General features: G+C 68.8%; 31 protein-coding genes and 1 tRNA gene. 22 read left to right on the top strand and 10 right to left on the bottom strand.

Annotated features, from left to right (window positions below):
• Positions 1-114 precede the first annotated feature (114 nt).
• The 3 genes from hutG to ACXYMW_RS13935 are packed head-to-tail and all read left to right on the top strand — an operon-like array spanning position 115 to position 3,127.
• Positions 115-945 carry an N-formylglutamate deformylase gene (gene hutG / locus ACXYMW_RS13945; protein WP_459035934.1) on the top strand — a complete coding sequence of 277 codons (831 nt, stop codon included), beginning with the start codon at positions 115-117 and terminating at the stop codon, positions 943-945.
• A complete protein-coding gene (locus ACXYMW_RS13940) occupies positions 942-2,369 on the top strand; it encodes a formimidoylglutamate deiminase (protein ID WP_459035933.1) in 1,428 nt (475 codons plus the stop codon). The genes hutG and ACXYMW_RS13940 overlap by 4 nt, the downstream gene beginning before the upstream one ends.
• An 8-nt stretch (positions 2,370-2,377) precedes the next feature.
• Positions 2,378-3,127 carry an IclR family transcriptional regulator gene (locus tag ACXYMW_RS13935; RefSeq protein ID WP_459035932.1) on the top strand — a complete coding sequence of 250 codons (750 nt, stop codon included), beginning with the start codon at positions 2,378-2,380 and terminating at the stop codon, positions 3,125-3,127.
• Between the two features lie 148 nt (positions 3,128-3,275).
• Here the strand turns inward: ACXYMW_RS13935 and ACXYMW_RS13930 are convergent, their stop codons facing one another.
• The 3 genes from ACXYMW_RS13930 to ACXYMW_RS13920 form a co-directional block, all read right to left on the bottom strand.
• Positions 3,276-4,322 (bottom strand): YeeE/YedE family protein, encoded by a 1,047-nt coding sequence (locus ACXYMW_RS13930; RefSeq protein ID WP_459035931.1) that lies wholly within the window; start codon positions 4,320-4,322, stop codon positions 3,276-3,278.
• Between the two features lie 41 nt (positions 4,323-4,363).
• Positions 4,364-4,651 carry an ArsR/SmtB family transcription factor gene (locus tag ACXYMW_RS13925; RefSeq protein ID WP_459035961.1) on the bottom strand — a complete coding sequence of 96 codons (288 nt, stop codon included), beginning with the start codon at positions 4,649-4,651 and terminating at the stop codon, positions 4,364-4,366.
• A gap of 107 nt (positions 4,652-4,758) precedes the next feature.
• Positions 4,759-5,202, bottom strand: a complete 444-nt coding sequence (locus tag ACXYMW_RS13920; protein WP_459035930.1) for a hypothetical protein — start codon at positions 5,200-5,202, stop codon at positions 4,759-4,761.
• A 70-nt stretch (positions 5,203-5,272) separates the two neighbouring features.
• Between ACXYMW_RS13920 and ACXYMW_RS13915 the strand changes: the two genes are divergently transcribed.
• The 11 genes from ACXYMW_RS13915 (at position 5,273) to ACXYMW_RS13865 (ending at position 14,281) form a co-directional block, all read left to right on the top strand.
• Entirely contained in the window at positions 5,273-6,007 is a 735-nt protein-coding gene (locus ACXYMW_RS13915) for a cytochrome c biogenesis CcdA family protein (protein WP_459035929.1), read from the top strand.
• A gap of 17 nt (positions 6,008-6,024) precedes the next feature.
• Positions 6,025-6,606, top strand: coding sequence for a thioredoxin family protein (locus ACXYMW_RS13910; protein ID WP_459035928.1), 582 nt, complete (start codon positions 6,025-6,027; stop codon positions 6,604-6,606).
• Positions 6,607-6,699: 93 nt separating this feature from the next.
• A complete protein-coding gene (gene soxX / locus ACXYMW_RS13905) occupies positions 6,700-7,200 on the top strand; it encodes a sulfur oxidation c-type cytochrome SoxX (protein WP_459035927.1) in 501 nt (166 codons plus the stop codon).
• A 24-nt stretch (positions 7,201-7,224) separates the two neighbouring features.
• Positions 7,225-7,644, top strand: a complete 420-nt coding sequence (soxY, locus tag ACXYMW_RS13900) for a thiosulfate oxidation carrier protein SoxY (RefSeq protein ID WP_459035926.1) — start codon at positions 7,225-7,227, stop codon at positions 7,642-7,644.
• A 23-nt stretch (positions 7,645-7,667) separates the two neighbouring features.
• Entirely contained in the window at positions 7,668-7,997 is a 330-nt protein-coding gene (gene soxZ, locus ACXYMW_RS13895; RefSeq protein ID WP_459035925.1) for a thiosulfate oxidation carrier complex protein SoxZ, read from the top strand.
• Between the two features lie 27 nt (positions 7,998-8,024).
• On the top strand, positions 8,025-8,882 hold the full coding sequence (gene soxA / locus ACXYMW_RS13890; RefSeq protein WP_459035924.1) for a sulfur oxidation c-type cytochrome SoxA: 858 nt from the start codon (positions 8,025-8,027) through the stop codon (positions 8,880-8,882).
• Between the two features lie 76 nt (positions 8,883-8,958).
• Positions 8,959-10,653 carry a thiosulfohydrolase SoxB gene (gene soxB / locus ACXYMW_RS13885; RefSeq protein ID WP_459035923.1) on the top strand — a complete coding sequence of 565 codons (1,695 nt, stop codon included), beginning with the start codon at positions 8,959-8,961 and terminating at the stop codon, positions 10,651-10,653.
• Positions 10,654-10,670: 17 nt separating this feature from the next.
• The gene (gene soxC / locus ACXYMW_RS13880; protein ID WP_459035922.1) at positions 10,671-11,930 is read left to right on the top strand and encodes a sulfite dehydrogenase; all 1,260 of its coding nucleotides are present in this window, start codon (positions 10,671-10,673) and stop codon (positions 11,928-11,930) included.
• Positions 11,914-13,269, top strand: a complete 1,356-nt coding sequence (locus tag ACXYMW_RS13875) for a c-type cytochrome (protein ID WP_459035921.1) — start codon at positions 11,914-11,916, stop codon at positions 13,267-13,269. Before soxC ends, ACXYMW_RS13875 begins: the two co-directional genes overlap by 17 nt.
• Before the next feature lie 106 nt (positions 13,270-13,375).
• A complete protein-coding gene (locus tag ACXYMW_RS13870) occupies positions 13,376-13,807 on the top strand; it encodes a DUF302 domain-containing protein (protein ID WP_459035920.1) in 432 nt (143 codons plus the stop codon).
• Positions 13,808-13,843: 36 nt separating this feature from the next.
• On the top strand, positions 13,844-14,281 hold the full coding sequence (locus ACXYMW_RS13865) for a DsrE family protein (protein WP_459035919.1): 438 nt from the start codon (positions 13,844-13,846) through the stop codon (positions 14,279-14,281).
• Positions 14,282-14,449: 168 nt separating this feature from the next.
• Here the strand turns inward: ACXYMW_RS13865 and ACXYMW_RS13860 are convergent, their stop codons facing one another.
• Positions 14,450-15,364 carry an MBL fold metallo-hydrolase gene (locus tag ACXYMW_RS13860; RefSeq protein WP_459035918.1) on the bottom strand — a complete coding sequence of 305 codons (915 nt, stop codon included), beginning with the start codon at positions 15,362-15,364 and terminating at the stop codon, positions 14,450-14,452.
• Positions 15,365-15,570: 206 nt separating this feature from the next.
• Between ACXYMW_RS13860 and fabD the strand changes: the two genes are divergently transcribed.
• The 3 genes from fabD to ACXYMW_RS13845 all read left to right on the top strand — a co-directional run bounded on the left by fabD (position 15,571) and on the right by ACXYMW_RS13845 (position 17,715).
• On the top strand, positions 15,571-16,503 hold the full coding sequence (gene fabD / locus ACXYMW_RS13855; RefSeq protein WP_459035917.1) for an ACP S-malonyltransferase: 933 nt from the start codon (positions 15,571-15,573) through the stop codon (positions 16,501-16,503).
• Between the two features lie 30 nt (positions 16,504-16,533).
• On the top strand, positions 16,534-17,271 hold the full coding sequence (fabG, locus tag ACXYMW_RS13850; protein ID WP_459035916.1) for a 3-oxoacyl-[acyl-carrier-protein] reductase: 738 nt from the start codon (positions 16,534-16,536) through the stop codon (positions 17,269-17,271).
• A 210-nt stretch (positions 17,272-17,481) separates the two neighbouring features.
• Positions 17,482-17,715, top strand: a complete 234-nt coding sequence (locus ACXYMW_RS13845; RefSeq protein WP_459035915.1) for an acyl carrier protein — start codon at positions 17,482-17,484, stop codon at positions 17,713-17,715.
• 36 nt (positions 17,716-17,751) lie between these two features.
• Here the strand turns inward: ACXYMW_RS13845 and ACXYMW_RS13840 are convergent, their stop codons facing one another.
• Complete coding sequence (locus tag ACXYMW_RS13840; protein ID WP_459035914.1) at positions 17,752-18,795, bottom strand: YihY/virulence factor BrkB family protein; 1,044 nt, start codon at positions 18,793-18,795, stop codon at positions 17,752-17,754.
• Positions 18,796-18,804: 9 nt separating this feature from the next.
• A complete protein-coding gene (locus ACXYMW_RS13835) occupies positions 18,805-19,128 on the bottom strand; it encodes a hypothetical protein (RefSeq protein ID WP_459035913.1) in 324 nt (107 codons plus the stop codon).
• Positions 19,129-19,388: 260 nt separating this feature from the next.
• Between ACXYMW_RS13835 and rpsF the strand changes: the two genes are divergently transcribed.
• The 4 genes from rpsF to ACXYMW_RS13815 all read left to right on the top strand — a co-directional run bounded on the left by rpsF (position 19,389) and on the right by ACXYMW_RS13815 (position 21,138).
• On the top strand, positions 19,389-19,745 hold the full coding sequence (gene rpsF / locus ACXYMW_RS13830; RefSeq protein WP_459035912.1) for a 30S ribosomal protein S6: 357 nt from the start codon (positions 19,389-19,391) through the stop codon (positions 19,743-19,745).
• 23 nt (positions 19,746-19,768) lie between these two features.
• Positions 19,769-19,993: a 30S ribosomal protein S18 gene (rpsR, locus tag ACXYMW_RS13825; RefSeq protein WP_459035911.1), complete on the top strand. Its 225-nt coding sequence runs from the start codon at positions 19,769-19,771 to the stop codon at positions 19,991-19,993.
• A 10-nt stretch (positions 19,994-20,003) separates the two neighbouring features.
• Entirely contained in the window at positions 20,004-20,654 is a 651-nt protein-coding gene (gene rplI, locus ACXYMW_RS13820; protein ID WP_459035910.1) for a 50S ribosomal protein L9, read from the top strand.
• 394 nt (positions 20,655-21,048) lie between these two features.
• A tRNA-Ser gene (locus ACXYMW_RS13815) sits at positions 21,049-21,138 on the top strand.
• Positions 21,139-21,560: 422 nt separating this feature from the next.
• On the opposite strand, the gene ACXYMW_RS13810 is transcribed toward ACXYMW_RS13815, so the two are convergent.
• From ACXYMW_RS13810 to ACXYMW_RS13795, 4 genes are all read right to left on the bottom strand, one after another.
• Positions 21,561-22,175, bottom strand: a complete 615-nt coding sequence (locus tag ACXYMW_RS13810; RefSeq protein ID WP_459035909.1) for a hypothetical protein — start codon at positions 22,173-22,175, stop codon at positions 21,561-21,563.
• A 79-nt stretch (positions 22,176-22,254) separates the two neighbouring features.
• Entirely contained in the window at positions 22,255-22,869 is a 615-nt protein-coding gene (locus tag ACXYMW_RS13805) for a hypothetical protein (protein WP_459035908.1), read from the bottom strand.
• Positions 22,870-23,066: 197 nt separating this feature from the next.
• Complete coding sequence (locus ACXYMW_RS13800; protein WP_459035907.1) at positions 23,067-23,450, bottom strand: hypothetical protein; 384 nt, start codon at positions 23,448-23,450, stop codon at positions 23,067-23,069.
• Complete coding sequence (locus tag ACXYMW_RS13795; RefSeq protein ID WP_459035906.1) at positions 23,450-23,965, bottom strand: recombinase zinc ribbon domain-containing protein; 516 nt, start codon at positions 23,963-23,965, stop codon at positions 23,450-23,452. The genes ACXYMW_RS13800 and ACXYMW_RS13795 overlap by 1 nt, the downstream gene beginning before the upstream one ends.
• An 81-nt stretch (positions 23,966-24,046) precedes the next feature.
• Between ACXYMW_RS13795 and ACXYMW_RS13790 the strand changes: the two genes are divergently transcribed.
• On the top strand, positions 24,047-24,252 hold a 206-nt coding region (locus tag ACXYMW_RS13790; protein WP_459035960.1), incomplete at its 3' end, for a transposase.

The raw sequence follows: 24,252 nt of genomic DNA, 5'->3' as shown, positions 1-24,252 counted from the left end.
GGCGGCACCCGTTCTGCGCCGCCGGGGCGGGGCGGTCGCGGGTCTCACGGGATTACTTCTTGACGCGAGTTTTTTGCATGTCAATAACAGTTTTCAAATATGAAAGGACGGTGCATGCAAGATTTCTCAGCCGACCTGGACGGGGACCGCCTGTTCGACCACGTGCCGGGCGACGGCCCTCTGCTGATCAACGTGCCGCATGCCGGGGTGGCGCTGCCGGCCGGCCTGCGCCGGGCGCTGCGCCCCGAGGCGCTCGACCTCTGCGACACCGACTGGCACATGGACCGCATCGCGCGGGCGCTGCGGCCCGCGGGCGCGACGCTGATGGCGGCCCGGCTGTCGCGCTACGCGGTGGACCTCAATCGCCCCGCCGACGACGCACCGCTCTACGACGGCGCCTCGACCGGGCTGGTCTCGACGATCGATTTCGACGGCCGGCCGCTCTACCGGGACGGCGCCGAGCCGGACGCGGCGGAGCGTGCCGCCCGCATCGCCGCCTATTGGCGGCCATATCACGCGGCGCTCGAGGCCGAGATTGCGCGCATCCGCGCCCGGCACGGCCACTGCCTGCTGCTCGACATGCACTCGATCCGAAGCCGCATCCCGCGGCTCTTCGAGGGCCGCCTGCCGGATCTCAATCTGGGCACCAATTCCGGCGCCTCCTGCGCTCCGGCCGTCGGCCAGGCGGCGATGGCGGCGCTTGACGGGGACGAGTTCACCGCCGTCCGCGACGGCCGCTTCAAGGGCGGCTTCATCACCCGGCATTACGGCGACCCGGCGCGCCACGTCCACGCGCTGCAGATCGAGATCGCGCAAAGCTGCTACATGACCGAGCAAAGCCCGTGGACCTACCTGCCGGAGCGCGCCGAACGGCTCGGCGCGGTGCTGGCGCGCCTCGTCGCCGCCCTGACCTCGTTCCGGCCCGAACTGGAGGCGCAGGCATGAGCTTCGAGACGCTCAAAGGCGCGCATTTCCGTTTGGCCCTGACCGCCGAGGGCTGGCGCGAGAACGTCTCGGCCGAGTTCGCGGCGGACGGCACGATCGCGCGGCTGGTGGCCGACGACAATCCCGCCCGCCTGCCGGTCTACGACAACCCCGTCGTGCCCGGCATCACCAACCTGCACAGCCACGCCTTCCAGTATGCCATGGCCGGGCTCTCCGAGGTTCGCCGCAATCCCGTGGACAGCTTCTGGTCGTGGCGCGACATCATGTATTTCTTCGCGCTGACCCTGTCGCCCGAGGACATGCAGGCGATCGCGGCGCGGCTCTACCTGGCGCTGCTGAAGGGCGGCTATACCGGGTTGGTGGAGTTCCACTACGTCCACAACGACCTCGACGGGCGGCCCTATGCCCGGCCCGAGGAGCTGTCCCTGGCGATCCTCGAGGCCGCGACGGCGACCGGCCTCGAGCTGACCCACCTGCCGGTCTTCTACGCCCATTCGAATTTCGGCGGCCTGCCGCCGACCGAGGGCCAGCGCCGCTTCGTGCAGGATCTCGACGGCTATGCCGGCATGGTCGAGGCGCTGCGGCGCCCGGCCGCCGCGGCCGGACACGGCCTCGGCATCGCGCCGCATTCGCTGCGCGCCGCTACCGCCGAGGAGATCGGACGCCTCCTGGAGCTGCGCGCGGCGCTCCTGCCGGACTGCCCGGTCCACATCCACGTCGCCGAGCAGACCAAGGAGGTCGACGACGCGCTGGCCTGGAACGGCCGGCGCTCGGTCGAGCAGCTCTTCGACATCGCCCCCGTGGACGGCCGCTGGTGCCTGATCCACGCCACCCATCTCAGCGATGCCGAGGTCGGGCTGATCGCCCGGTCCGGCGCGACCGTGGGCCTGTGCCCGATGACCGAGGCCAATCTCGGCGACGGCATCTTCCGGGCCGGCGATTTCCTGGCCCAGGGCGGCACGTTCGGCATCGGGTCGGATTCGAACATCGCGACCTTTGCCGCGCAGGAATTGCAGCAGCTGGAATATTCGCAGCGCCTGCGCGACCGGCAGCGCAACGTCCTGGCCGCCGCCGAGCATCCCAGCGTCGCCTCCCACCTGTGGCTGGGCGCGGCGCGCGGCGGCGCCCGCGCCGCCGGCCGTCCCGAGCAGGGCCTCGCGCCCGGCGGCATGGCGAGCTTCGTCGAGCTCGTCTCCGAGGAACCGGAGGCCATGGCGGCGGTTCCCCGCGGGGCGCAGCTCGATTTCCACGTCTTCGCCGGGCGCGGCTTCCGGGTCGGGGACGTGGTGGTGCGGGGCCGCCGGACGCTGCGCGGCGGCCATCATCCGATGGAAGATCGGATCCGGGCGGACTACGCTGCGGCGATGGCCCGCGTCGCCGACCGCCTGGCGGCGCGGGGCGGGAGCGACGGACGCGGGGGCTGAACGAAGCGATGGCGAAGGAACCGGATTACCGCTCGAACTCGCTGCTGCGGGGGCTGAGCATCCTCGAATGCTTCGACCATCGCCGCCCCGAGATGAGCCTGACCGAGATTGCCGAGGCGATCTCGGTAACCAGTTCCGCCGCCTACCGCTTCGTGGTGACGCTGGAGCGCGAGGGCTACCTGACGCGCCAGGAGAACCGCTACCGGCTGGCGCCGCGGGTGATGGATCTGGGCTACCGCTACCTCGCCTCGCTCGACGTCTACGACCTGGCGCGGCTGCCCGCGGAGGCGCTCCGCAACGAGACCGGCTTCACCGTGCACGTGGCGGTGCTGGACGGGACCGAGATCATCTATGTCCACCGCGCGCTGTCGGATCGCTCGATGGTGTCCAACGTGCCGGTCGGCACGAGGCTGCCGGCCTTCTCGACGACGATGGGCCGGGTGCTGCTGAGCGACCTCGACGAGGACGAGCTGGAGCGCCGCTTCGACGGCTACGCCTTCGAGCGCATGAGCCCGGCCGCCCCCCGGTCGCTGGCCGAGCTGAAGCCGCTCTTGAAGGCCGACCGGGCCCGCGGATATGTCGCCCAGAGCTCCCACCTGGCGACCGGCACCTGCTCGGTCGCGGCGCCTCTGGTCTCGCGCCACGGCCGCTACGTGGCGGCGATGAACCTGTCGGGCCACGAGATGCAGATGCAGCCCGACCGCGACCTGATCGCCAAGGTGCTGGAGACCGCGCAGGCGATTTCCCGAATGCTGTGAGACCGGGCCGCGCGGCGGCCGGCCGGCGACGGGCGCCCCGCGTCGGACGCGCGCCGTCGGCCGATTCCGTGGCGGCGCCCGGTGCGCGCCCGCCCGGCGAAGGTCACCCGGCTGCCTTGCGGGGCCGGGTGCATCGCGGGCGGGCGGTTTACTGCGCGAAGGGAAACAGGCGGCCCTCGATCATCACCCGCAGGGTGAGGGCGGCGGCGGTCCAGATCGCGGCGAGGGTGATCGGCGCGGTGACGCCCAGCACCGCGAAGGCCGACAGGCCCTGGCCGATGCTGCAGCCCATGGCGATCACCGCGCCGATCCCCATCAGCACCGCGCCGCCGATCTGCCGGCGCAGCTCGCGGTGGTCGTCGCAGGCCTCCCAGCGGAACACGCCGCGGGCCGAGCTGGCCAGGAAGGCGCCGACCAGGATGCCGGCCACCGATCCGACCCCGAAGGTCGGCGCGACGCCCGAGGACAGCATGACGTAAATCATCGTCTCGCCAAGCGGCGCGGCGAAGGAATGCGAGGTGATGGCCACCGGGTCGAAGCCGTGGCGCGCGACATAGGCGCAGCCGACATAGCCCGAGGCGATGGCCAGCCCCACCGGCAGGCCCCAGAAGATCCGCAGGCTGACCGCGCGGTAGCACGACGCGGCGAGGATCCCCAGGCCGATGACGAGGCCGATGGCGTTCACCGGCAGGCCGGAGGCGCGGGCGAGGCCGTGCGCCATGCCGTAGGGCGCGGCGGTGGGCAGTTCGGGAAACAGCGCCAGGCGCAGGCCGGCCAGCGGCCCCGACAGGGTGGCCATGGCGGCCAGGCCCATCACCAGCACGATCACGAAGGCCCGCATCTCGCCGCCGCCGAGCCGCGCCAGGGCGCCGTAGCCGCAATTGCCCGAGAGCGCCATGCCGGTGCCGAAGAGCGCACCGCCGACCAGCGCCGCGGCGATCCCGGAACTGGTCGAGAGATAGACGCTCTGGGCCGGGTCGACCCAGCCCAGCATGGCGGCGCCGAAGACCAGCGCCACGGCGCAGCCCAGCGCCACGCCCCACATCCGCATGCGGCTGCCGGTGCGGCCGAAATGCAGGTCCTCGATCGCCCCGAGGGTGCAGAAGCGGCCGCCCCGCGCCGCCACGCCGAGCAACAGGCCGCCGGCAAAGCCGATGGCCACGAGCGCGCCCCGCTCGCCCAGGAAGTCCAGCATGCCTTCTCCTCCCGCCGGCGCCGGGCCGGCCCGGTCCTGGGCTAGCCCTGCTCCCCGCAGAACAGCTCGTAGACCAGTTCGATGATCTTGCGCGGCTTGTCGTCGGTCAAGCTGTAGTAGACCGTCTTGCCGTCGCGGCGGGGCTCGATCAGCCCCTCGAGCCGCAGCCGGGTCAGTTGCTGCGACACCGCCGATTGCCGGGCCGAGAGCAGCCGCTCGAGCTCGCCCACGGACTTCTCTCCGGTGGCCAGGTGGCACAGGATCAGCAGCCGCCCCTCATGGCCCAGCGTCTTGAGGAAATCCGCCGCGTCGCAGGCCTGGCGCACCATGCGGTCGAGATCCTCGGCCGGCAGGGTCTCGTCCCAGACCGGAAGGCGCGATTGGCGCGGCGTGCTCTCCACCAAGGTCCTCGCGGTGATCGGATCGACGGCATGGCTCATTGCTGCTCTGCATCTCCCGTGTCGGAGGGGACGGCGTCAAGGGTCGGGATGTCGGCCGCGTCCAGCATGCGCGCCAGCATCGGCCAGAAGAAATCCTCTCCCGGATAGCCCTCGATGCGCGACATCTCCTCGCCGCCCCGGACCAGAACGAAGGTCGGCGTCAGCCGCGGCCGCGAGGTCAGCGACAGATCGTCGGGGATCGGCTGGTGAATGTCCTCGCGGCGCAGCGGCGCGGCGCGGCCCTCGGCGGTCTTGGGATAGGCCACGCCCACCTCGGCGTTCCAGCGCGCGCACCAGATGCAGCCGTCCTCTTCGAACATCACCAGCGCGACCGCGTCGCCCGGCGCCTCGGCCGGGCCGGCAGCCGCGGCCGGGACGGCGCCCAGAAGGGCGGCGCCCAGCGCGAGGCCGCGATACCGGAGGGGGAAGAGGTTGAGCATTGACAGCCTTCGGGTGAATCTATTCACGTATGATAATATATGTGACGCTGCGCAGGCAAGGGGGCCGGGCATGTTCGAGGTTTCGGTGACGGGGGCGGCCTTCGCGGGCCTGCTGTCCTTCCTGTCGCCCTGCATCCTGCCCATGGTGCCGTTCTACCTGGGATACCTGGCGGGGATCGGCAGCCATGCCGCCCAGGGCGAGCGCTCCGCGGTCTCCACCGGGCGGGCGGTGCTGGGCGCCACGCTCTTCGCGCTCGGGGTGATCGCGGTCTTCGTGGCGCTGGGCGCCTCGGCCTCGGCGGCGGGCCGGTTCCTGCGCGACTGGTTCGACGTGCTGCGCTACCTCGCCGCCGCGGTCATCGCGCTGATGGGTCTGCATTTCCTGGGCGTGCTGCGGATCGGGCTGCTCTACCGGCAGCTTCGCGCCGAGCCCGGCAACGTCGCTGCGCTGTCGCTGCCCATGTCCTTCGTGCTGGGCCTCGCCTTCGCCTTCGGCTGGACGCCCTGCGTGGGGCCGGTCCTGGCGGCCATCCTGTTCACCGCGGCGGGGACCGAGACCGCGGGGCAGGGGGCCTGGCTGCTCTTCGCCTACGGCGCTGGAATGACGCTGCCCTTCATCCTCGCCGCCAGCTTCGTCGGACAGTTCCAGCGCTTCATGCGGCGCTTCCGGCGCCATCTCGGCACCGTCGAGAAGGTCACCGGCGCGCTGCTTCTGGTGTTCGCCGCGCTGATCGCGACCAACTCGGTCAACCTGATCGCGCAATGGATGCTCGACACGTTTCCGATCTTCGCCAGATACGGCTGACCCCGGGAGGACCTGACATGCTGCGCCGCCGATTGCTCGCCCTGCTGACCGCGACCCTGACCCTGGCGGCCGCGCCGCTGCTGGCCGCCGCGCCGATGGGCGATGACGGCCTGCACAAGCCCGGCTGGCTCCGCGACACCTTCCTCGACCTGCGCGAGGATCTGGCCGAGGCCGAATCGGAGGGCCGGCGCCTGATGATTCTGGTCGAGCAGCGGGGCTGCATCTACTGCCGCCGCATGCACGAGGAGGTGTTCGCCGAGCCGGGCGTCGAGGCGCTCATTGAGGACGGATATTTCGTGGTGCAGATCAACATGTTTGGCGATCGCGAGGTCACCGATTTCGACGGCACCACACTGCCCGAGAAGGACATGGCGAAGCGCTGGGGGCTGCTCTTCACCCCGACGATGATGTTTTTCCCGCGCGAGGTGCCCGAGGATGCCACAGCGGTCGCCGCCTCGGTCGCGACGATGCCCGGCGCCTTCGGTGTTGCAACCACCCGGAACCTTCTGAAATGGGTGCAGGAAGAAGGGTATAGCGGTGACGAGCCGTTCCAGAAATACCACGCCCGGATGCTTGAATCCGGGCCCGCGGACGAATGATTGAATTCACATTCGTAAATATGATGTTGTGTGAGGGCCCGTCCCGGGGTTAATCTCGCCACAGGACGGCCAGCAGAGCCGGAGGGAGGAGAAATGAGACCAGCAGCGAGACATGTCGCGGCGTTCGTGGCAACGATGATCGGCGGGGCCGGCCTGGCCCAGGCGGCGGAACCGGTCGCCCCGAAGGAGGTGACCTTCACCGAGACCGGCGCCATCGCCGAGTCGCTCACCGGCGCCCCGGGCAATCCCGAGGAAGGCGCCAAGATCGTCGGCAACAAGAGCCTCGGCAATTGTGTCGCCTGCCACATGATCAGCGACCTCAAGGACATCCCGTTCCACGGCGAGGTCGGCCCGCCGCTCGACGGCGTCGCCACGCGCTGGGAGGAAGCGCAGCTGCGCGGCATCATGGTGAATGCCAAGCAGACCTTCCCGGGCACCATCATGCCGGCCTTCTACCACACCGGCCCCTATGTCCGGCCCGGCGACGGCTTCACCGGCAAGGCCGCCGAGGGCGAGCTGCCGCCGCTGATGACCGCAGAACAGGTCGAGGACGTCGTCGCCTACCTGATGACCCTCGACACCTACCCCGATTGATCCGCTGAGGAGGATACTAGGACAATGACTTACACTCGCAGAGGCACGCTCGCGCTCGGCCTCGGCGCGCTGTCGGCGCTGGTGGTGATGCCGAAGATCGTCACCGCCGCGACCGAGGACAAGATCCAGGAATTCACCGGCGGTGCCGAGCTCGGCAGCGGCGACATCACCCTGACCGCGCCGGAGATCGCCGAGAACGGCAACACGGTGCCGATCGAGGTCGAGGCGCCGGGCGCCGAATCGATCCTGATCCTGGCGGCCGGCAACCCGAACCCGGATGTCGCGACGGTCAATTTCGGACCGCTGGCCGGGGCCCACATGGCCTCCACCCGCATCCGCCTGGCCGGCACGCAGGAGGTGATCGCCATCGCCAAGATGCCCGATGGCAGCTTCGTCAAGGCCTCGCAGGAGGTGAAGGTGACCATCGGCGGCTGCGGCGGCTGAGCGGACCGAGAGGAGACACGACAATGGCAGAGAATGTGAAACCCCGCGTCCGCGTGCCGAGCTCGGCCGAGGCCGGCGAGGTGGTGGCGATCAAGACCCTGATCAGCCACCAGATGGAAAGCGGCCAGCGCAAGGATGACGCGGGCAACATCATCCCGCGCTCGATCATCAACCGCTTCGTGGCCGAGTTCAACGGCGAGACGGTGATCGACGTGACGCTGGAGCCGGCGATCTCGACCAACCCGTATTTCGAGTTCCAGGCGAAGATCCCGGAAAGCGGGACGATGAAGTTCACGTGGTACGACGACGACGGCTCGGTTTACGAGGAATCCAAAGAGATTACCGTCGGCTGAACGCCGCTGCAGGGAGGAGTACGAACGATGGGACGGACGGTCTGGCTGGGGAGCGCCGCGCTTGCGGCCCTGACGCTTGGGGCGCCCATGCTGACGGCGCAGGAGGTCGTTGACGACCAACTCGTGGTCAACGGCGAAACCAACATCATCACCGAGGCACCGGCGCCCGAGCATCTCGACGCGATGTCGGTGATCCGCTCCGGCTGGACCTTCCGGTCGCCCGAGACGCAGGTCATGCAGGCCGACGATTTCGACAATCCCGGCATGCTGGGGGTCGAGGCCGCGCGCGAGATGTTCGCCGAGGAGATCGGCGCGGAGGGCGAGAGCTGCGCCTCCTGCCACGAGAACCCGGAGGCGCTGCGCGGGGTCAAGGCGACCTATCCCAAATGGGACGCCGAGCGCGAGACCGTGCAGACCGTCGAACAGCAGATCAACGAGTGCCTGACCGAACGCATGGGCACCGACGGCTGGGGCTACACCTCGTCCGAGATGACCGACATGTCGGCGCTGATGGCCTTCGTGTCGCGCGGCATGCCGGTCGACGTGGCCATCGACGGCCCGGCCCAGTCGACCTGGGAGCAGGGCAAGGAGATGTACTATACCCGCTTCGGCCAGCTTGAACTGTCCTGCGCGAATTGCCACGAGGACAATTACGACAACATGATCCGGGCCGACCACCTGAGCCAGGGCCAGATCAACGGCTTCCCGACCTACCGGCTGAAGAACACCAAGCTCAACCCGGTGCATTCCCGCTTCAAGGGCTGCATCCGCGATACGCGGGCCGAGACCTTCTCGCCGGGCAGCCCGGAATTCGTGGCGCTCGAGCTTTACGTCGCCTCGCGCGGCAACGGCCTCTCGGTCGAGGGACCCTCGGTCCGCAACTGAGCGCATCCCCCGCGGACGGCAGCGTCCGCGGGGTTCTCGCGCTTGATAAATTCAAACATTGTAATGTGGTGAAACGATGATCTCCCGCCGTCACTTCCTCCAGGCCGGCTTCGCCGCCTCGGCGCTGGTCGGGGCCTCCGGCCTCGGCTCCTGGTCCCGCCTCGCCGCGCAGCAGACGCTCACCCAGGACGACCTTATCGGCGGCGCCGGCAGCGGCAACGTCACGCTCGTCCACATCACCGACATCCACGCCCAGACCCAGCCCGTCTGGTTCCGCGAGCCGGAGATCAACCTCGGCGTCGGCAAGGTGAACGGCCTGCCGCCGCACCTCACCGGGGAGGCCTTCCGCAAGGCCTTCGGCATCGAGAAGGGCTCGGCGCTCGACTACGCGCTGACCTACGACGATTTCGTCGCGCTGGCCCGCGGCTACGGCCGGATGGGCGGGCTCGACCGCATCGCCACCGTGGTCAAGGCGATCAAGGCCGACCGCCAGGACGCGCTGGTGCTTGACGGCGGCGATACCTGGCAGGGCTCGCTGCCGGCGCTGCGTACCGAGGGCGGCGACATGGTGCGCCTGTTCAATGCGCTCGGCACCGACGCGATGACGTCGCACTGGGAGTTCACCCTGGGCTCCGAGCGGGTGCGCGAGATCGTCGAGGGCGAACTCGACCCGGCCTTCCTCGGCGCCAACATCTTCGACGCCGAATGGGACGAGCCGGCCTTCGAGCCGATGCAGATGTTCGAGCGCGGCGGCCAGAAAATCGCCGTGATCGGCCAGGCCTTCCCCTATCTGCCGATCGCCAATCCGAGCTGGCTGTTCCCCGAGCTCAGCTTCGGCATCCGCCAGGACCGGATGGCCGAGGTCGTGCAATCGGCCCGCGACCAGGGCGCCGCGGCGGTGGTGGTGCTGTCGCATAACGGCTTCGACGTGGACCGCAAGATGGCCGAGGACATCCCCGGGATCGACGTCATCCTCACCGGCCACACCCACGACGCGATCCCGGCCCCGGTGATGGTCGGCAAGACCGCCCTGATCGCCAGCGGCAGCCACGGCAAGTTCGTCAGCCGCGTCGATCTCGACGTCCGCGACGGCGGCGTGCAGGGGCTTGAGCACCGGCTGATCCCGATCTTCTCGGACGTCATCGAACCCGACGCCGAGATGGCCGCGCTGGTCGAGGAGACCCGCGCCCCCTTCGCCGAGGAGCTAGGCGAGGTGCTGGGCGAAACCTCGTCGCTGCTCTATCGCCGGGGCAATTTCAACGGCACCTGGGACGACCTGATCTGCAACGCGCTGATCGCCGAGCGCGAGGCCGACATCGCGCTGTCGCCGGGCTTCCGGTGGGGTGCCAGCCTGCTGCCGGGCGACAAGATCACCCGCGAGGACGTCTTCAACGTGACCGCGATGAGCTATCCCGAGGCCTATCGCAGCGAGATGACCGGCGCGTTCCTCCACACCGTGCTCGAGGACGTGGCCGACAACCTCTTCAACCCCGACCCCTACTACCAGCAGGGCGGCGACATGGTGCGGGTCGGCGGGCTCGGCTACCGGATCGACATCGCCCAGCCGCAGGGCAGCCGGATCACCGAGATGACGCTGCTGCGCAGCGGCGAGCGCATCGATCCCGCCAAGACCTACACGGTGGCCGGCTGGGCCAGCGTCAACGAGGGCACCGAGGGGCCGCCGATCTGGGAGGTCCTCGAGAATCACATCCGCCGGCAGGGCACCGTCAGCGTCGATCCCAACGACAGCGTCGACGTGGTCGCCGGATGAGCGACAGGAGGACCGATATGACCGAGACCCGAGATCCCTCGCGGCGCCGCTTCCTGACCGGCGCGCTGGCGGCCGGGGGGGCGACCCTCGCCGCCCGGGCGCAGGCCGCGTCGCCCGACCCGGCGATCACCGAAGTGCAGCCCTGGGCGCAATATCCCGGCGAGGGCGTCGATGCGCGGCCCTACGGCCTGCCGTCGGAGCACGAGGCGCATGTCGTCCGCCGCGACGTGCCCTGGCTCACCGCCGACCCGGTCTCCTCGGTGAACTTCACGCCGATCCACGAGCTCGACGGCATCATCACCCCGAACGGGCTGTGCTTCGAGCGCCACCATGCCGGCATCGCCGAGCTCGACCCCGGCGCCTACCGGCTGATGATCAACGGGCTCGTCGAGACGCCGATGGTCTTCACCCTGCAGGACCTGATGCGCTTCCCGCGCGAGAACCGGGTCTACTTCCTCGAATGCGCCGCCAACAGCGGCATGGAATGGCGCGGCGCGCAGCTCAACGGCGTGCAGTTCACCCACGGCATGATCCACAATGTCGTCTATACCGGCGTGCCGCTGCGGCTGCTGCTCGAGGAGGCCGGGGTCAAGACCGAGGGCAAGTGGCTGCTGGCCGAGGGCGCCGACGCCTCTGCGATGACCCGGTCGATTCCGCTGGAGAAGGCGCTCGACGATTGCCTCGTGGCCTTCAAGATGAACGGCGAGGCGCTGCGCCCGGAACAGGGCTACCCGGTGCGGCTGGTGGTGCCGGGCTGGGAAGGCAACATGTGGGTGAAGTGGCTGCGCCGGCTCGAGATCGGCGACCAGCCCTGGCATCACCGCGAGGAGACGTCGAAATACACCGACCTCCTGGCCAATGGCGCGGCACGGCGCTTCACCTGGGAGATGGACGCCAAGTCGGTGATCACCAGCCCGTCGCCGCAGGCGCCGATCGCGCATGGCCCGGGCCGCACGGTGATCACCGGCATCGCCTGGTCCGGCCGCGGCACCATCCCGCGCGTCGACGTCACGCTGGATGGCGGCAGGACTTGGGTGCAGGCCCGCATGTCGGGGCCGAGCTTCGACAAGTCGATGCACCGCTTCTACCACGAATTCGACTGGGACGGGCGGCCGCTGCTGCTGCAGAGCCGGGCGCACGACTCGACGGGATACGTGCAGCCGACCAAGAACGCGCTGCGCGAGATCCGCGGCGAGAATTCCATCTACCACAACAACGGCATCCAGACCTGGGCCGTGAACGAGCGCGGGGAGGCCGAGAATGTCGAAGTTTCTTAAGATTTTCGCTCCGACCGGACTGGGCGTCGCGGGGCTTCTCGGCTCGGCCTACATCCTCGCCGACCAGTTCGTCGTCGACCTGCCGGCGCCGGCCCGCGGCGCGGTGACGCTCGTCGCCGCCGCCAATGCCGAGGAGGCGGCCCCCGAGGCCGCCGCGGGCAATGGCGGCGGCATGGCGGCCACCACCGAGGCCGCCGCCGCGCCGGAGACCCCCGAGGGCGGCTTCGGGCTGGGCCGCGCTGCCTTGCCGGAAGAGGTCGCGGCCTGGGACATCGACATCCGCCCCGACGGCGCCGGCCTGCCCGAGGGCGAGGGTGACGTCCGGACCGGCGAGGAGGTCTACGTGGCGCAATGCGCCTCCTGTCACGGCGATTTCGGCGAGGCGGTGGGCCGCTGGCCGCAGCTCGCCATGGGCTTCGACACGCTCGACGGCGAGGATCCGGTGAAGACCGTGGGGTCCTACTGGCCCTATCTGTCGACGGTCTGGGACTACGTCCACCGCGCCATGCCCTTCGGCAACGCGCAGTCGCTGAGCGCCGACGAGGTCTACGCGATCACCGCCTACATCCTTTACCTCAACCAGGTGGTCGAGGACGATTTCGTGCTCTCCAAGGCGACCTTCTCCGAGGTCGAGATGCCGAACGAGGGCGGATTCTTCATGGACGACCGCGCCGAAACCGAACTGCCGGAATTCTCCGGCGAGGCCTGCATGGAGAATTGCAAGGACGGCGTCGAGATCACCAAGCGCGCGCAGGTGCTCGACGTGACGCCGGATACCGGGGGCGGCGGCGATGCGGCGGCCTCCGAGGCCGGGTCCGAGGAGACGGTGCAGGTCGCCGCCGCCGAAGACAGCGCGGCCGGGGCAGCCGCCGAAGACAGCGCGGCCGGGGCGGCCGCCGAAGACAGTGCGGCCGGGGCGGCCGCCGAGGCGCCGGCGGGGGACACGGCCGGCGCCGCGGCGGAAGCGCCGGAGGCAGAGCAGGCCGCGCCCGAAGCCGAGACCGCCGCGCTCGACCCCGAACTGGTCGGGCAGGGCGAGAAGGTGTTCCGCAAGTGCCAGGCCTGCCACCAGATCGGCGAGGGCGCGTCGAACCGCGTCGGTCCGCATCTCAACGGCGTGATCGGCCGCACCGTCGGCGGGCTGGACGGGTTCGGCTATTCCGATGCGCTTGCCGAGGCGGCCGGCAGCGGCGAGACTTGGACCGCCGAGCACCTGGCCGCGTTCCTGGCCGATCCGCGCGGCACCTATCCGGGCACCAAGATGTCCTTTGCCGGCCTGCGCAAGGACAAGGATGTCGAGGCGCTGCTGGCCTATCTGCGCTCCGCCTCGGCGGAGTGATCCCGGGGGCGCGGCAGCGGCTCCGAGACGCGGCCCGTTCCCCGGCACCCCGCCGGGGGACGGTTCCAGAACTGGGCCCGCAGGGCCCGAAGCAGGAGGAGACCCGATGCTGAAATTCCTGGCCCCCGCCCTTGTCCTGGCGGCCTCCGGCGCGGCCGCCGGCGAGGCCATCACCTACCCGTTCGACGGCAGCTTCGACGATGCCGCCTTCGCGGTGGAGAGCGCCATCGTCAATCGCGGCCTGGTGATCGACTATACCAGCCATGTGGGCGAGATGCTCAACCGCACCGGCGAGGATGTCGGGTCGTCGACCAAGATCTTCGAGGAGGCCGACATCTTCATCTTCTGCTCCGCGGTGGTGAGCCGCGAGGTGATGGAGGCCGATCCGATGAACATCGTGCATTGCCCCTACGGGATCTTCGTCGCAGAACGGGGCGACGAGGTCATCGTTGGGCATGCCGACTATCCCGACGGGCCGATGCAGAAGGTCGAGGACCTGCTGACGGACATTTCCAAGGAGGCCGTCGGGGCACCGTAAGCCCCGCGGCCGCAATCGTTTGAGGGAGAACCCGGAATGCGAACGCTGATCGGACTGGCACTGGCCTTCATCATGGCCCTCGCAGCGCCCGTGCTGGCGCAGGACACCGAGCGCTACGGCAAGCAGAAGGTGGTCTACCACATCAACGGCGACGCGGGATATCTGGGCGCCATGCGCAACATCCAGAACCACATCAACGCCGTGGGGGCCGAGAATCTGGAGCTGGCGGTGGTGCTGCACGGCGACGGCGTCGACCTGCTGAAGCAGGCCACGGGCGACGACAAGCTGCAGACCGCGGTGGCCTCGCTGAAGGGCCAGAACGTCCGCTTCAACGTCTGCCAGAACACTTTGACCGGCCGCGAGATCGACGCCCAGAACGACCTCTACGACGTCTGGGACGAGGACATCGTGCCCTCCGGCGTGGCCGAGCTGACCCGCCTGCAGGCCATGGGCTACACCTACATCAAGCCCTGAGCCCGGCGCCGAACGGCTGCCGCAAGACCGTCAAAGCCCCGGACCGCGCGTCGGTCCGGGGCTTTCGCGTGTCTCCCGGGGCGGGCGGGCGCCGGTCCGGTCCCGGCCGGGCCAGGCCCGGGCCACCGCGGACCGGCCGGGACGCGTCGCGCGCCGCCGGGCGGCGGGTCACGCCGGGCTGAAGGCGTAACCCTCCTCGGCGGGCGTGATCCGGCCCATGCCGCCCTCCGGCAGGTGAAAGCCCACCATGGTCTCGCCGCTCGCCGCCAGTTCCTCGAGCAGGGCGGTGCGGGTGGCGCGGCCCTGCTCCGGGTCGTGATCTGCGGGGCTCGGCCAGTCGGGCCGCAGCAGCGCCAGATGGCCGTTGCCGATGGCATCGCCGACGATCAGCGCGGAGGTGTCGCCGGCGCGCAGCCGCAGGCCCATGTGGCCGGGGGTGTGGCCGGGCAGATCGAGCGCCGCGAGGCCCGGCACGATCTCGTCGCCGCCGCCGATCCGGGTCAGTCCGTCGCCGAGGATCTCGATCCGGCGCAGCGCCCCGGCGGCAAAGCTCTGCCGCGCCGCGCCGAGGCTCTCGATGGTCGCGGGATCGGTCCAGTACTCGGCCTCGGCGGCGCCGATATAGTGCCGGGCATCGGCGAAGAACGGCTCGTCGAAATCGTCGACCGCGCCCCACAGATGGTCGGGATGGCCATGGGTGAAGACGACATGGGTGACATCCTCGGGGGCGAGGTCGATCGCCGCGAGCGATTCCGCGATGCGCCCGGCGCTCGGCATGAAACCCGGCCCCGACCCGGCATCGAAGAGCACGACATGCGCCTCGCTCTGCCAGAGCGCAAGGTTGCAGGGCGCCTCCAGCCCGTCGGCGCTGAGACCCGCCGCGGCCAGCAGCGCGGAGGCTTCCTCGCGCGGCAGATCGCCCAGCACGAAGCTTTCCGGCAGCACCAGGTGGCCGTCCGAGACGGTGGTGAGCCGGCCCGAGGGCAGGGCCAGTTCGGCCACCGCAAAGCGCGCGAGCGGCGGCACGAGGGTGCCGCCGGCCGCGACCAGCCCGCCGGTCAGAACGCTGCGCCTGTTGATCATCACATTCTCCCATTATGATTTGTGCATCCTAGCCGAGCCGCGGCCCTGGCCCAAGCGCCAACTTGGCCTGCGGCGCAGCGCTATCCGCCCGCGCTTTGCGCTCCGACCGCGGGCTCGGGCGCCGCTCCGGGCCGCTGCCGCGTTGCGCCATGGCACTGCCGCCGCTATGGGAGGGCGCCAGAACATCGATGCAGAGGAGAGCCGCGATGAGCCGAGCCTTCGTGTTTCCCGGGCAGGGCGCGCAGAGCGTGGGAATGGGACGTGATCTGGCCGAGGCCTATCCCGAGGCCCGCGCGGTCTTCGACGAGGTCGACGCGGCGCTGGGCGAAAAGCTGAGCGCGCTGATCTGGGAGGGCGCGCAGGATGACCTGACGCTGACCTCGAACGCCCAGCCGGCGCTGATGGCGACCTCGCTGGCCGCGCTGCGGGCGCTCGAGGCCGAGGGCAGGGGGATCGGCGACGCCGCCTTCGTGGCCGGCCATTCGCTGGGCGAATATTCCGCGCTGGCCGCCGCCGGGGCGCTCGGCATCGGCGATTGCGCGCGGCTCCTGCGCATCCGCGGCCGCGCCATGCAGGAGGCCACCCCGGTCGGCACCGGCGTCATGGCGGCAATCCTCGGGCTCGACCTCGAGACGGTGCGCGCGGTCGCCCTCGAAGCTGCCGGCGACGAGGTCTGCGAGGCCGCCAACGACAACGACCCGGCCCAGGTGGTGGTGTCGGGCCACCGCGCCGCGGTGGAGCGCGCGGTGGAGATCGCCAAGGAAAAGGGCGCCAAGCGCGCCGTGCTGCTGCCGGTCTCCGCGCCCTTCCACTGCGCGCTGATGGCGCCGGCCGCGGAGGCCATGCGCGCCGCCCTGGCCGAGGTCGAGATCCACGCCCCGAACGTGCCGCTCATCGCCAACGTGACCGCGGCCCCGGTCACCGACCCGGACGAGATCCGCGACCTCCTGGTGCGCCAGGTGACCGGCGCCGTGCGCTGGCGCGAGAGCGTCGTCCGGATCGCCGCGGAGGGCGTCGGCGAGGTCTGGGAGATCGGCGCCGGCAAGGCGCTGACCGGGATGATCCGGCGCATCGACCGCAGCCTCGCCACCCGCACCGTCGGCACCCCCGAGGATGTCCGGGCGGCCGCGCAAGCCTGAGTCCGAGACCATATTTCCAGGAGAGATTTCATGTTCGACCTTACCGGCAAATCCGCCCTGATCACCGGCGCCTCGGGCGGCATCGGCGCCGAGATCGCCCGCGTCCTGCACGGCGCCGGGGCCAGCGTCGGCCTGTCCGGCACCCGCGAGGCGCCGCTCGAGGCGCTGGCGCAGGAACTTGGCGCGCGCGCGCATGTCCTGCCCTGCAACCTGAGCGACGCCGAGGGGGTGGAGGCGCTGCCCAAGCGCGCCGCCGAGGCGATGGGCGCGGTCGACATCCTCGTCAACAATGCCGGCATCACCCGCGACAACCTGTTCATGCGGATGTCGGCCGAGGATTGGCAATCGGTGCTCGACGTCAACCTCACGGCCAGCTTCCGGCTCTGCAAGGGCGTGATGCGCGGCATGATGAAGGCGCGCTGGGGCCGGATCGTCAACGTCTCCTCGGTGGTCGGCGCGATCGGCAATCCCGGCCAGGCCAATTACGCCGCCGCCAAGGCCGGGCTGGTGGCGATGTCGAAATCGCTCGCCGCCGAGGTGGCGACCCGCGGGGTCACCGTCAACGCGGTGGCGCCGGGCTTCATCGAGACCGCGATGACCGACAAGCTTACCGAGGAGCAGAAGTCGAAGCTGATGACCACGATCCCCGCCGGCCGCATGGGAACGGCGCAGGAAATCGCTGCCGCGGTGCTGTATCTGGCGAGCCCCGAAGCCGGCTACACGACCGGCGCGACCTTGCATGTGAACGGCGGAATGGCCATGCTCTGAAAGCCGTTTTCCGGTCCGGGGAAAGCGTTTGCCAACGCTGGCCCATATGCTATAGGCGCTCGCAGCTTGGGCCCCCGGCTTTGCAGGCGGGGGCCCGCGTCCCGGTCCAGCACCGCGGGAGAGGCGCCGCCCGATCGGGCAAATTGCAACCACCCCTCGGGGCGAGGGAAATCCGGGCCGCGCGGCTCGAACGGATATGAGGAAGAAAACATGAGCGACATCGAAGATCGCGTGCGCAAGATCGTCGTCGAGCATCTGGGCGTCGAAGAGGAGAAGGTGACCGAGAACGCCTCCTTCATCGACGATCTGGGCGCCGACAGCCTCGATACGGTCGAGCTGGTGATGGCCTTCGAGGAAGAGTTCGGGATCGAGATCCCCGACGATGCCGCCGAGACCATCCAGACCTTCGGTGATGCGGTGAAGTTCATCAAGGACGCGACCTGAGCGTCGCCTCCGCGGTCCGGCCGGCCCGGTCCGCTCTCAGTTTCCCAGGGACGGCGCCCTCTTCAGGGGCGCCGTTTCGCGTTCCGGGGCCACTTCCTCGGCCAGTTCGCGCGCCGTCGGGCGCTGGTCGCCGGGATAGGTGTCGGCGACATAGGCGCCGCGTTCGCCCATCGGCCGCTCGCGGCCCACGGTGGTGTCGGCCAGGGTCTGCAGCTCGATGCCGGCATTGAGCTCGGCACCCAGCAGCACGATGAAGGCCGAGAGCCAGAGCCAGGTCAGCAGGATGATCACCCCGCCCAAGGCGCCGTAGGTCTCGTTGTAGCTGCCGAAATTGCTGACATAGACCGAGAAGCCCACGGTGCCGATCATCCACAGGAAGGTCGCCACCACTGCCCCCGGCGAGACCCAGCGCCAGCGGGCATGGCGCCGCGCCGGGGCGAAGCGGTAGAGCAGCGACAGCCCGCCCACCGTCATCGCCGTCAGCACCACCCACTTGATCGCGCTGACCAGCAGCTCGATCTCCGCCGGCAGGCCGAGGAAGGCCATGGTGGCGGGGATCGTGATCACCACGTTGAGCGACACGATGAGCCCGATCAGCAGCACCAGGGTGAGCGCGATGGCGGTCAGGTTCAGCCGCACGAAGGACCGCGTCTCGCGTTCGCCGTAGGCGATGTTGATCCCCTCCATCAGCGTCTTCACCCCGCGCATCGCGCCGTAGAGCGTCAGCAGGAGCGCGAAGAGCGCCGCCAGGCCGGTGGCGGTGGAATCGCCCCCGGTCAGCTGCAGCACCTGGTCCGAGATGATCGCCGCGGCATCCTCGGGCAGCAGGTCGACCAGCGATTCGAGCTGGCTCTGGACGTCCTCGGGCTGCAGCACGTAGCCGGCCAGCGAGATCAGCGCCGTGGCGGCGGGAAAGATCGACAGCAGGCCGAAGAAGGCGACGCCGGCGGCCACCACCGAGACGTGGTCGTTGATCACGTCCCAGAACACCCGCTTGACGATCTGCCACCAAGCCGCCCCGGACATCTGCGTGGGCTTCTTGGCGTGCGGGGTGAGGATGTCCGGGCTGTCGCTCTGCATGAGCGGATCTTAGCGTAGTGCGCGGCGGTGCCCAGTGCCGGGGCCGCGGCGGCGCGCCGGTGTTGCCGGAATGACCGCGGCGAGGCAGAGGGCCCCGAGGGCGCCGGTGCCGAGGATCAGCGCGAGCCGCAACAGCGCCAAGGCGGGCTCGGCCGCGGGCCAGGGGGCCAGCGCCAGGATGGCGGCGGCCAGCAGCGCGCCGAGCCCCGCCATGCGCAACCCGACCCGGCGCGCCAGCGCGCCGCCGCGGCGGTCCGGCGCGTCGAGGGCCGGGGACGGCGCGCGCGGGCAGGGCGCCGCGGCGCGCGCGGAAGGGGAGCGCAAGGCCTGCATGGGGTCGAGCAGTGCGGCGCGATCGTGGCGGAAATGCGACGCGCCGCCGGGGCGCCCGCCGCGACGCGCCCCGGGCGCGGCGTTCCGGCCACGCCCCGGCTTGGCGTGACTGGCCGCCTCCGCCCCTTGCGCCGCCGGACCATCCATGCCAAGGGGAGCGCTCCTTCCGCATGACGTGGAACCGGCGCAGGCTCTCGTGAGCGGGCGCGGAAGGATGCGAAGCCCGCTCTTTGAAATGCGCCAAGCACAGGAACAGACACATGCCGCTCTATGAGCATGTCTTCATCTCGCGCCAGGACCTGTCCAACGCGCAGGCCGAAGGTCTTATCGAACACTTCTCCACCGTGCTGTCCGACAACGGCGGCAAGCTCGTCGAAAGCGAGTACTGGGGCGTGAAGACCATGGCCTACAAGATCAACAAGAACCGCAAGGGGCATTACGCCTTCCTGCGCACCGACGCGCCGGCCAGCGCGGTGCAGGAAATGGAACGCCTGATGCGTCTGCACGACGACGTGATGCGGGTCCTGACCATCAAGGTCGACGAGCACGCCGAAGGCCCCTCGATCCAGATGCAGAAACGCGACGAGCGCGACGGCCGTCGCGAGCGCCGCAACTGATCGCCCGAGAGAGGAGCAAAGACATGGCAAAACCGTTCTTCCGCCGCCGCAAGGTCTGCCCGTTCTCCGGCGACAATGCGCCCAAGATCGACTACAAGGACACCAAGCTGCTGCAGCGCTACATCTCCGAGCGCGGCAAGATCGTGCCCTCGCGGATCACCGCGGTCAGCTCGAAGAAGCAGCGCGAGCTCGCGCGCGCCATCAAGCGCGCCCGCTTCCTCGCCCTCCTGCCCTACGCCGTGAAGTAAGGAGAGGACAATGCAAGTCATTCTGCTGGAACGCGTGGCCAAGCTCGGCCAGATGGGCGACGTCGTCGACGTCAAGCCAGGCTATGCGCGCAACTACCTTCTGCTTCAGGGCAAGGCGCTGACCGCCTCGAAGGAGAACATCGCCCGCTTCGAGACCGAGAAGGCGCATCTCGAGGCCCGCAACCTCGAGACCCGCAAGGAAGCCGAGGCGGTCGCCGAGAAGCTCGGCGGCGAGCAGTTCGTGGTCATCCGCCAGGCCTCCGACGGCGGCAACCTCTACGGCTCGGTGACCACCCGCGACGCCGCCGATGTCTGCAAGGAGGCCGGCTTCGAGGTCGACCGCAAGCAGGTCATCATCCGCGAGCCGATCAAGGAGCTGGGCCTGCACGAGGTCGAGTTGCACCTGCACCCGGAAGTGATCACCACGATCACCCTCAACGTCGCCCGCTCGCCGGAAGAGGCCGAGATCCAGGCCCAGGGCAAGTCGATCCAGGAGCTGGCCGCCGAGGAAGAGGCCCAGGCCGAGTTCGAGATCTCCGAGCTCTTCGACGATATCGGCGCGGCCCAGCTCGACGAGCTGGAGACCGAGGACGAACAGCAGGCCGACCGCCCCGCGGTGCAGGAAAAGTCCGAGCTCGACGAGCGTCTCGACCGCGACTGAGCCCGCCGGCCCCGTCGCACTGCATGCCACGCCGCGCCCCTCCGGGCGCGGCGTTTTCGCGTCGCGCAGCCGCCCCGCCTGCCGGTCCCGGCGGGCCGGAGGCCGGGCCCGCGCCCGGACGGGCGACGCAGCGCGCTGCGATCCGCAGCCCCCTTCGCGCGATGGCTCCGCACCCTTGCCCGATCCGGCCGCGCGTCGCCGCAGATACCTGCCCGGCGCCCTTCCCGAGCGGCCGCAAGCCGCCCTCCCGCGCGCGCAGTCGGAGTTGCCTCTCATCGCACCGCGCGCCCGCGCCGCGCCGCGCGGTCGAGGCCCTGCAAGCCGCGCGAAAAGCTCGCCAAACCGGAACATTTCCGCCTTGTGTCTTCGCCCCCCAGCCACTAGACGGGTCGACGGAGACGTGGCCGAGTGGTCGAAGGCGCTCCCCTGCTAAGGGAGTAGGCGGGAAACCGTCTCGAGGGTTCGAATCCCTTCGTCTCCGCCACCATCACCATTGCGAACCCGTTCATGCCGCCCAACCGAGGCGGATTTTCTCCTGTTTTCAAAGGGTCTTGCCGGATGGGTGCGAACCGCTGAGACGCGGGCGCACAGCGATTTCCGTCTCTGAATGGCCTCTCGTCTCTGGTCAGGCGAACTGCGACTATTCCGGTTCGGTTGAAATTTTCCGCGCCTTTCCAATGACCTGATTTGCAAAACCGCCAAAACTGCGTGCCCTGTTTCCATCACTATCGAGCGGAACGGAGATCGAACACGTAGGAGGCGCAGCGGATGGGGGTCCTGGCTGAAAAGAGCGAAACAATGGCGGTGTTTGAAGGGATCTACCCCGACAAGCCGTTCCGAAAACGGCCGGCGGCAGGCTGGGCCAATCAGCGGGATCAAAGCTAAGCTGTGTGGAGGCCGACTAAGTCAGAGGAACGTCCCGTCCGCAGCAACGGCGTCACCTGACTGGAAGAGCTTCTGCAGGGTTTCTCGGTCAACGCCTGCATCCTCCATCAGCTTTCGTAGGCTTGCCATGAGCTCCTCGTCCTTGAGGTCCTCTATGGATATGTCCTTGTAGATATCTTTTGCATCGGGCGCACCGAGCGTGACAGCCTTATCGAACATCTGGTCAGCTGCCCGCTCGATATCCTGCGTGCAAGAGGCTTCGTCTACGCTGTTGCGTCTCTTGAGATTGTCTGGAGGTGACTGCTTCCAGAATTCCAGGAACTCGGTGACCATCCTATCGCGAAACTTCTCCCTTTCGGCTTCGAATTGGCTTTGCAAGGCCGCCTGATAAGCCTCGGTCATGGCCATCAGGCGATCAAGCTCACGTTTAAATTGCTCCTTGTCCTTGCGAAGAATTACCTTTCCACGGCCTTTCCAGTCGTAGAAAAACGTTCGCTCGATGGCATCGCGTTCGCGCTTCAGGTCGGCTTCGCTAATCTTGAGCTTTTCCCCGCCACGATAAGACTCGAAGGTCACATCGAGTTTGTTAGTGAGATCGACGGGAATCTTCAGAGTGGACTCAATCTCCTGGCGCAATCCGGCATCTTCAAACTTCAGGAAATGAGGGAGAAGTCGAATCTTACGCGAGCTGAGAATGGCGTTCGTGAGACGAAGTTCAACAAAACTGCACCTCCGACACGAATACCGTCAGCCGACGAGTGAGATCAAACGGGCGCGGCGGGTTCGCCTTTAAATCTGCCTCCATCTCCTCGACCCTGGTGGGCCGGAGCGCCTCGTGCCCGATCTCTTGATCGGCTTGCTGATCTGTTTCGGTGTTTGGTTGGTGCGCCTCGGGCGGCGGGGTAGTGCCGGAGGCAACCGCGAGCGTCTCCGTTGCAGGGCCGCCGAGAACGATGGCGTTTGGCCTCTCGGCTGAGGTTGAACCCGCTTCAACGTTCCGGCTTACCGGCGCATAGACCATCGTGCGCTCATCCGAGATGATGACGCCAATTCGGACGCCTGGCTGCTCACGCAGGTCGAACATCGATTCCTTGCTGGCGTGGCGAATGATCGACAGTGCCTCGGTGTCACCGTAGCCCGTGCGACAGACTTCCGGGTCGGCGTCCAAAACCACAGTCAGCGACAGAGAGGGAAGGTCTGCCATCCGCTCTGCGATCGCCTTCGCTACCGGCGTCGTCACCCCAGGTGCAATCACAGCGAGCCGACTGCTCGCAGTACGGATCATTTCGATTACGCTTTCGTCGGTCGCGCTGGTGAAGGTGCGGGTCATGTCGGGCTGACTATAGGTTTATTCAATCGATAAGATGGACGGATCGGTGTCGCGGTACCTCAAGCTGTTAAGGTTAGACCCTAGATGCAGAACACTAAATTGCACAGCGGAAAGAAACCCAGCGCGCGCAAGCGAACATGGCGGGTGGACTGGGCGGGCGCACGGAAACACGGTTCGAGAGCCAGACCGGTCTGCTCTTACTCGAACACCCGCGCCGGATGCTCGTCCCACGGCAGGGAAGCCACGAAGCACAGGTCATAGAGGCTGATCGCGCAGGGCTCGCGGCGCACGACCAACCGCTCGAGGACGTCCGGCGCCAGCCACGCCAAGCGCAGAAGGCAGCTGACATAGCGGTCGGAGAGGCCCTCCTCGGCGGCACAATCGGCGATGGTGGTGATTTCGCCGCGCTCCATGCGTTGCCGCCACGCCCATGCCCGGCCGATGGCGCGCAGCACGCGGGGATCCTGTCCCGGCGGCGGGTCCGACGTGTCGATGTCCTTCGGTGGCAGGATGCGTGGCCGGCCGCCGCGTTTGCGCACCGTGAGTGGGATGTGGACGCGGATCGCCTCGTTCGCGGGCATCAGGCGGCATCCTCTTGCGCGGGCGTCATCAAGCTGGCCAGCGCGCCGAGGCGGTCATGGCGCAGGTCGATGTCGAGCCCGTCCTCGCCCACCGTCACACGTGCCACGAGCAGCTGGACAACGCGGGCCTGCTCGGCCGGGATCAGTGCCTTCCAGAGATCGTCGAACTGCGTCAGCGTCGCAGTCACGGTGCCCTCGTCGAGGTCGGGCCGCTCCTTCTTCAGGGCCCTCGCGGTGCGCGCAATGACCTCCGGCGTGCGCAGCAACCGCCGGATTTCTCCGATGACCGCTTCCTCGACCATGGCCGCGGGCAGCCGCTGCGGCCCGCTCAACTCGGCCAACGGCCGTTTCTGGATCATATCCATCGAGACATAGTAGCAGTAGCGCCTGTTGCCCTTCTTGGTGTGGTGCGGCGTCATCGCGGCGCCGGTCTCGGTGAAGATCAGCCCGCGCAGCAGCGCCGGCTCGGTGCTCCGGGTGCGCCCGGCCCGCTGCTTCCGGTTGCCGGCCAGCACGGCATGGACGGCGTCCTGGTCTGCCCCCAGAAAAGTGGTCCTTCCTGAAGTAGGCTTTCGAGCCAGATGGAGGACGAACGAATGGGACAGAGGAGACACAAGCCTGAGGAGATCGTCGCGAAGCTACGGCAGGTCGACGTGCTGGTATCGCAAGGCCGATCGGTGGCCGAAGCGGTGCGGTCGATCGGCGTGACGCAGTTCACCTATTACCGCTGGCGCAAGGAGTTTGGCGGGCTGAAGACCGACCAGATGAAGCGCCTTAAGGAGCTGGAGAAGGAGAACGAGCG

This window comes from Roseivivax sp. CAU 1761, from assembly GCF_054482755.1.
This window is presented reverse-complemented; position numbering and strand designations above follow the sequence as displayed.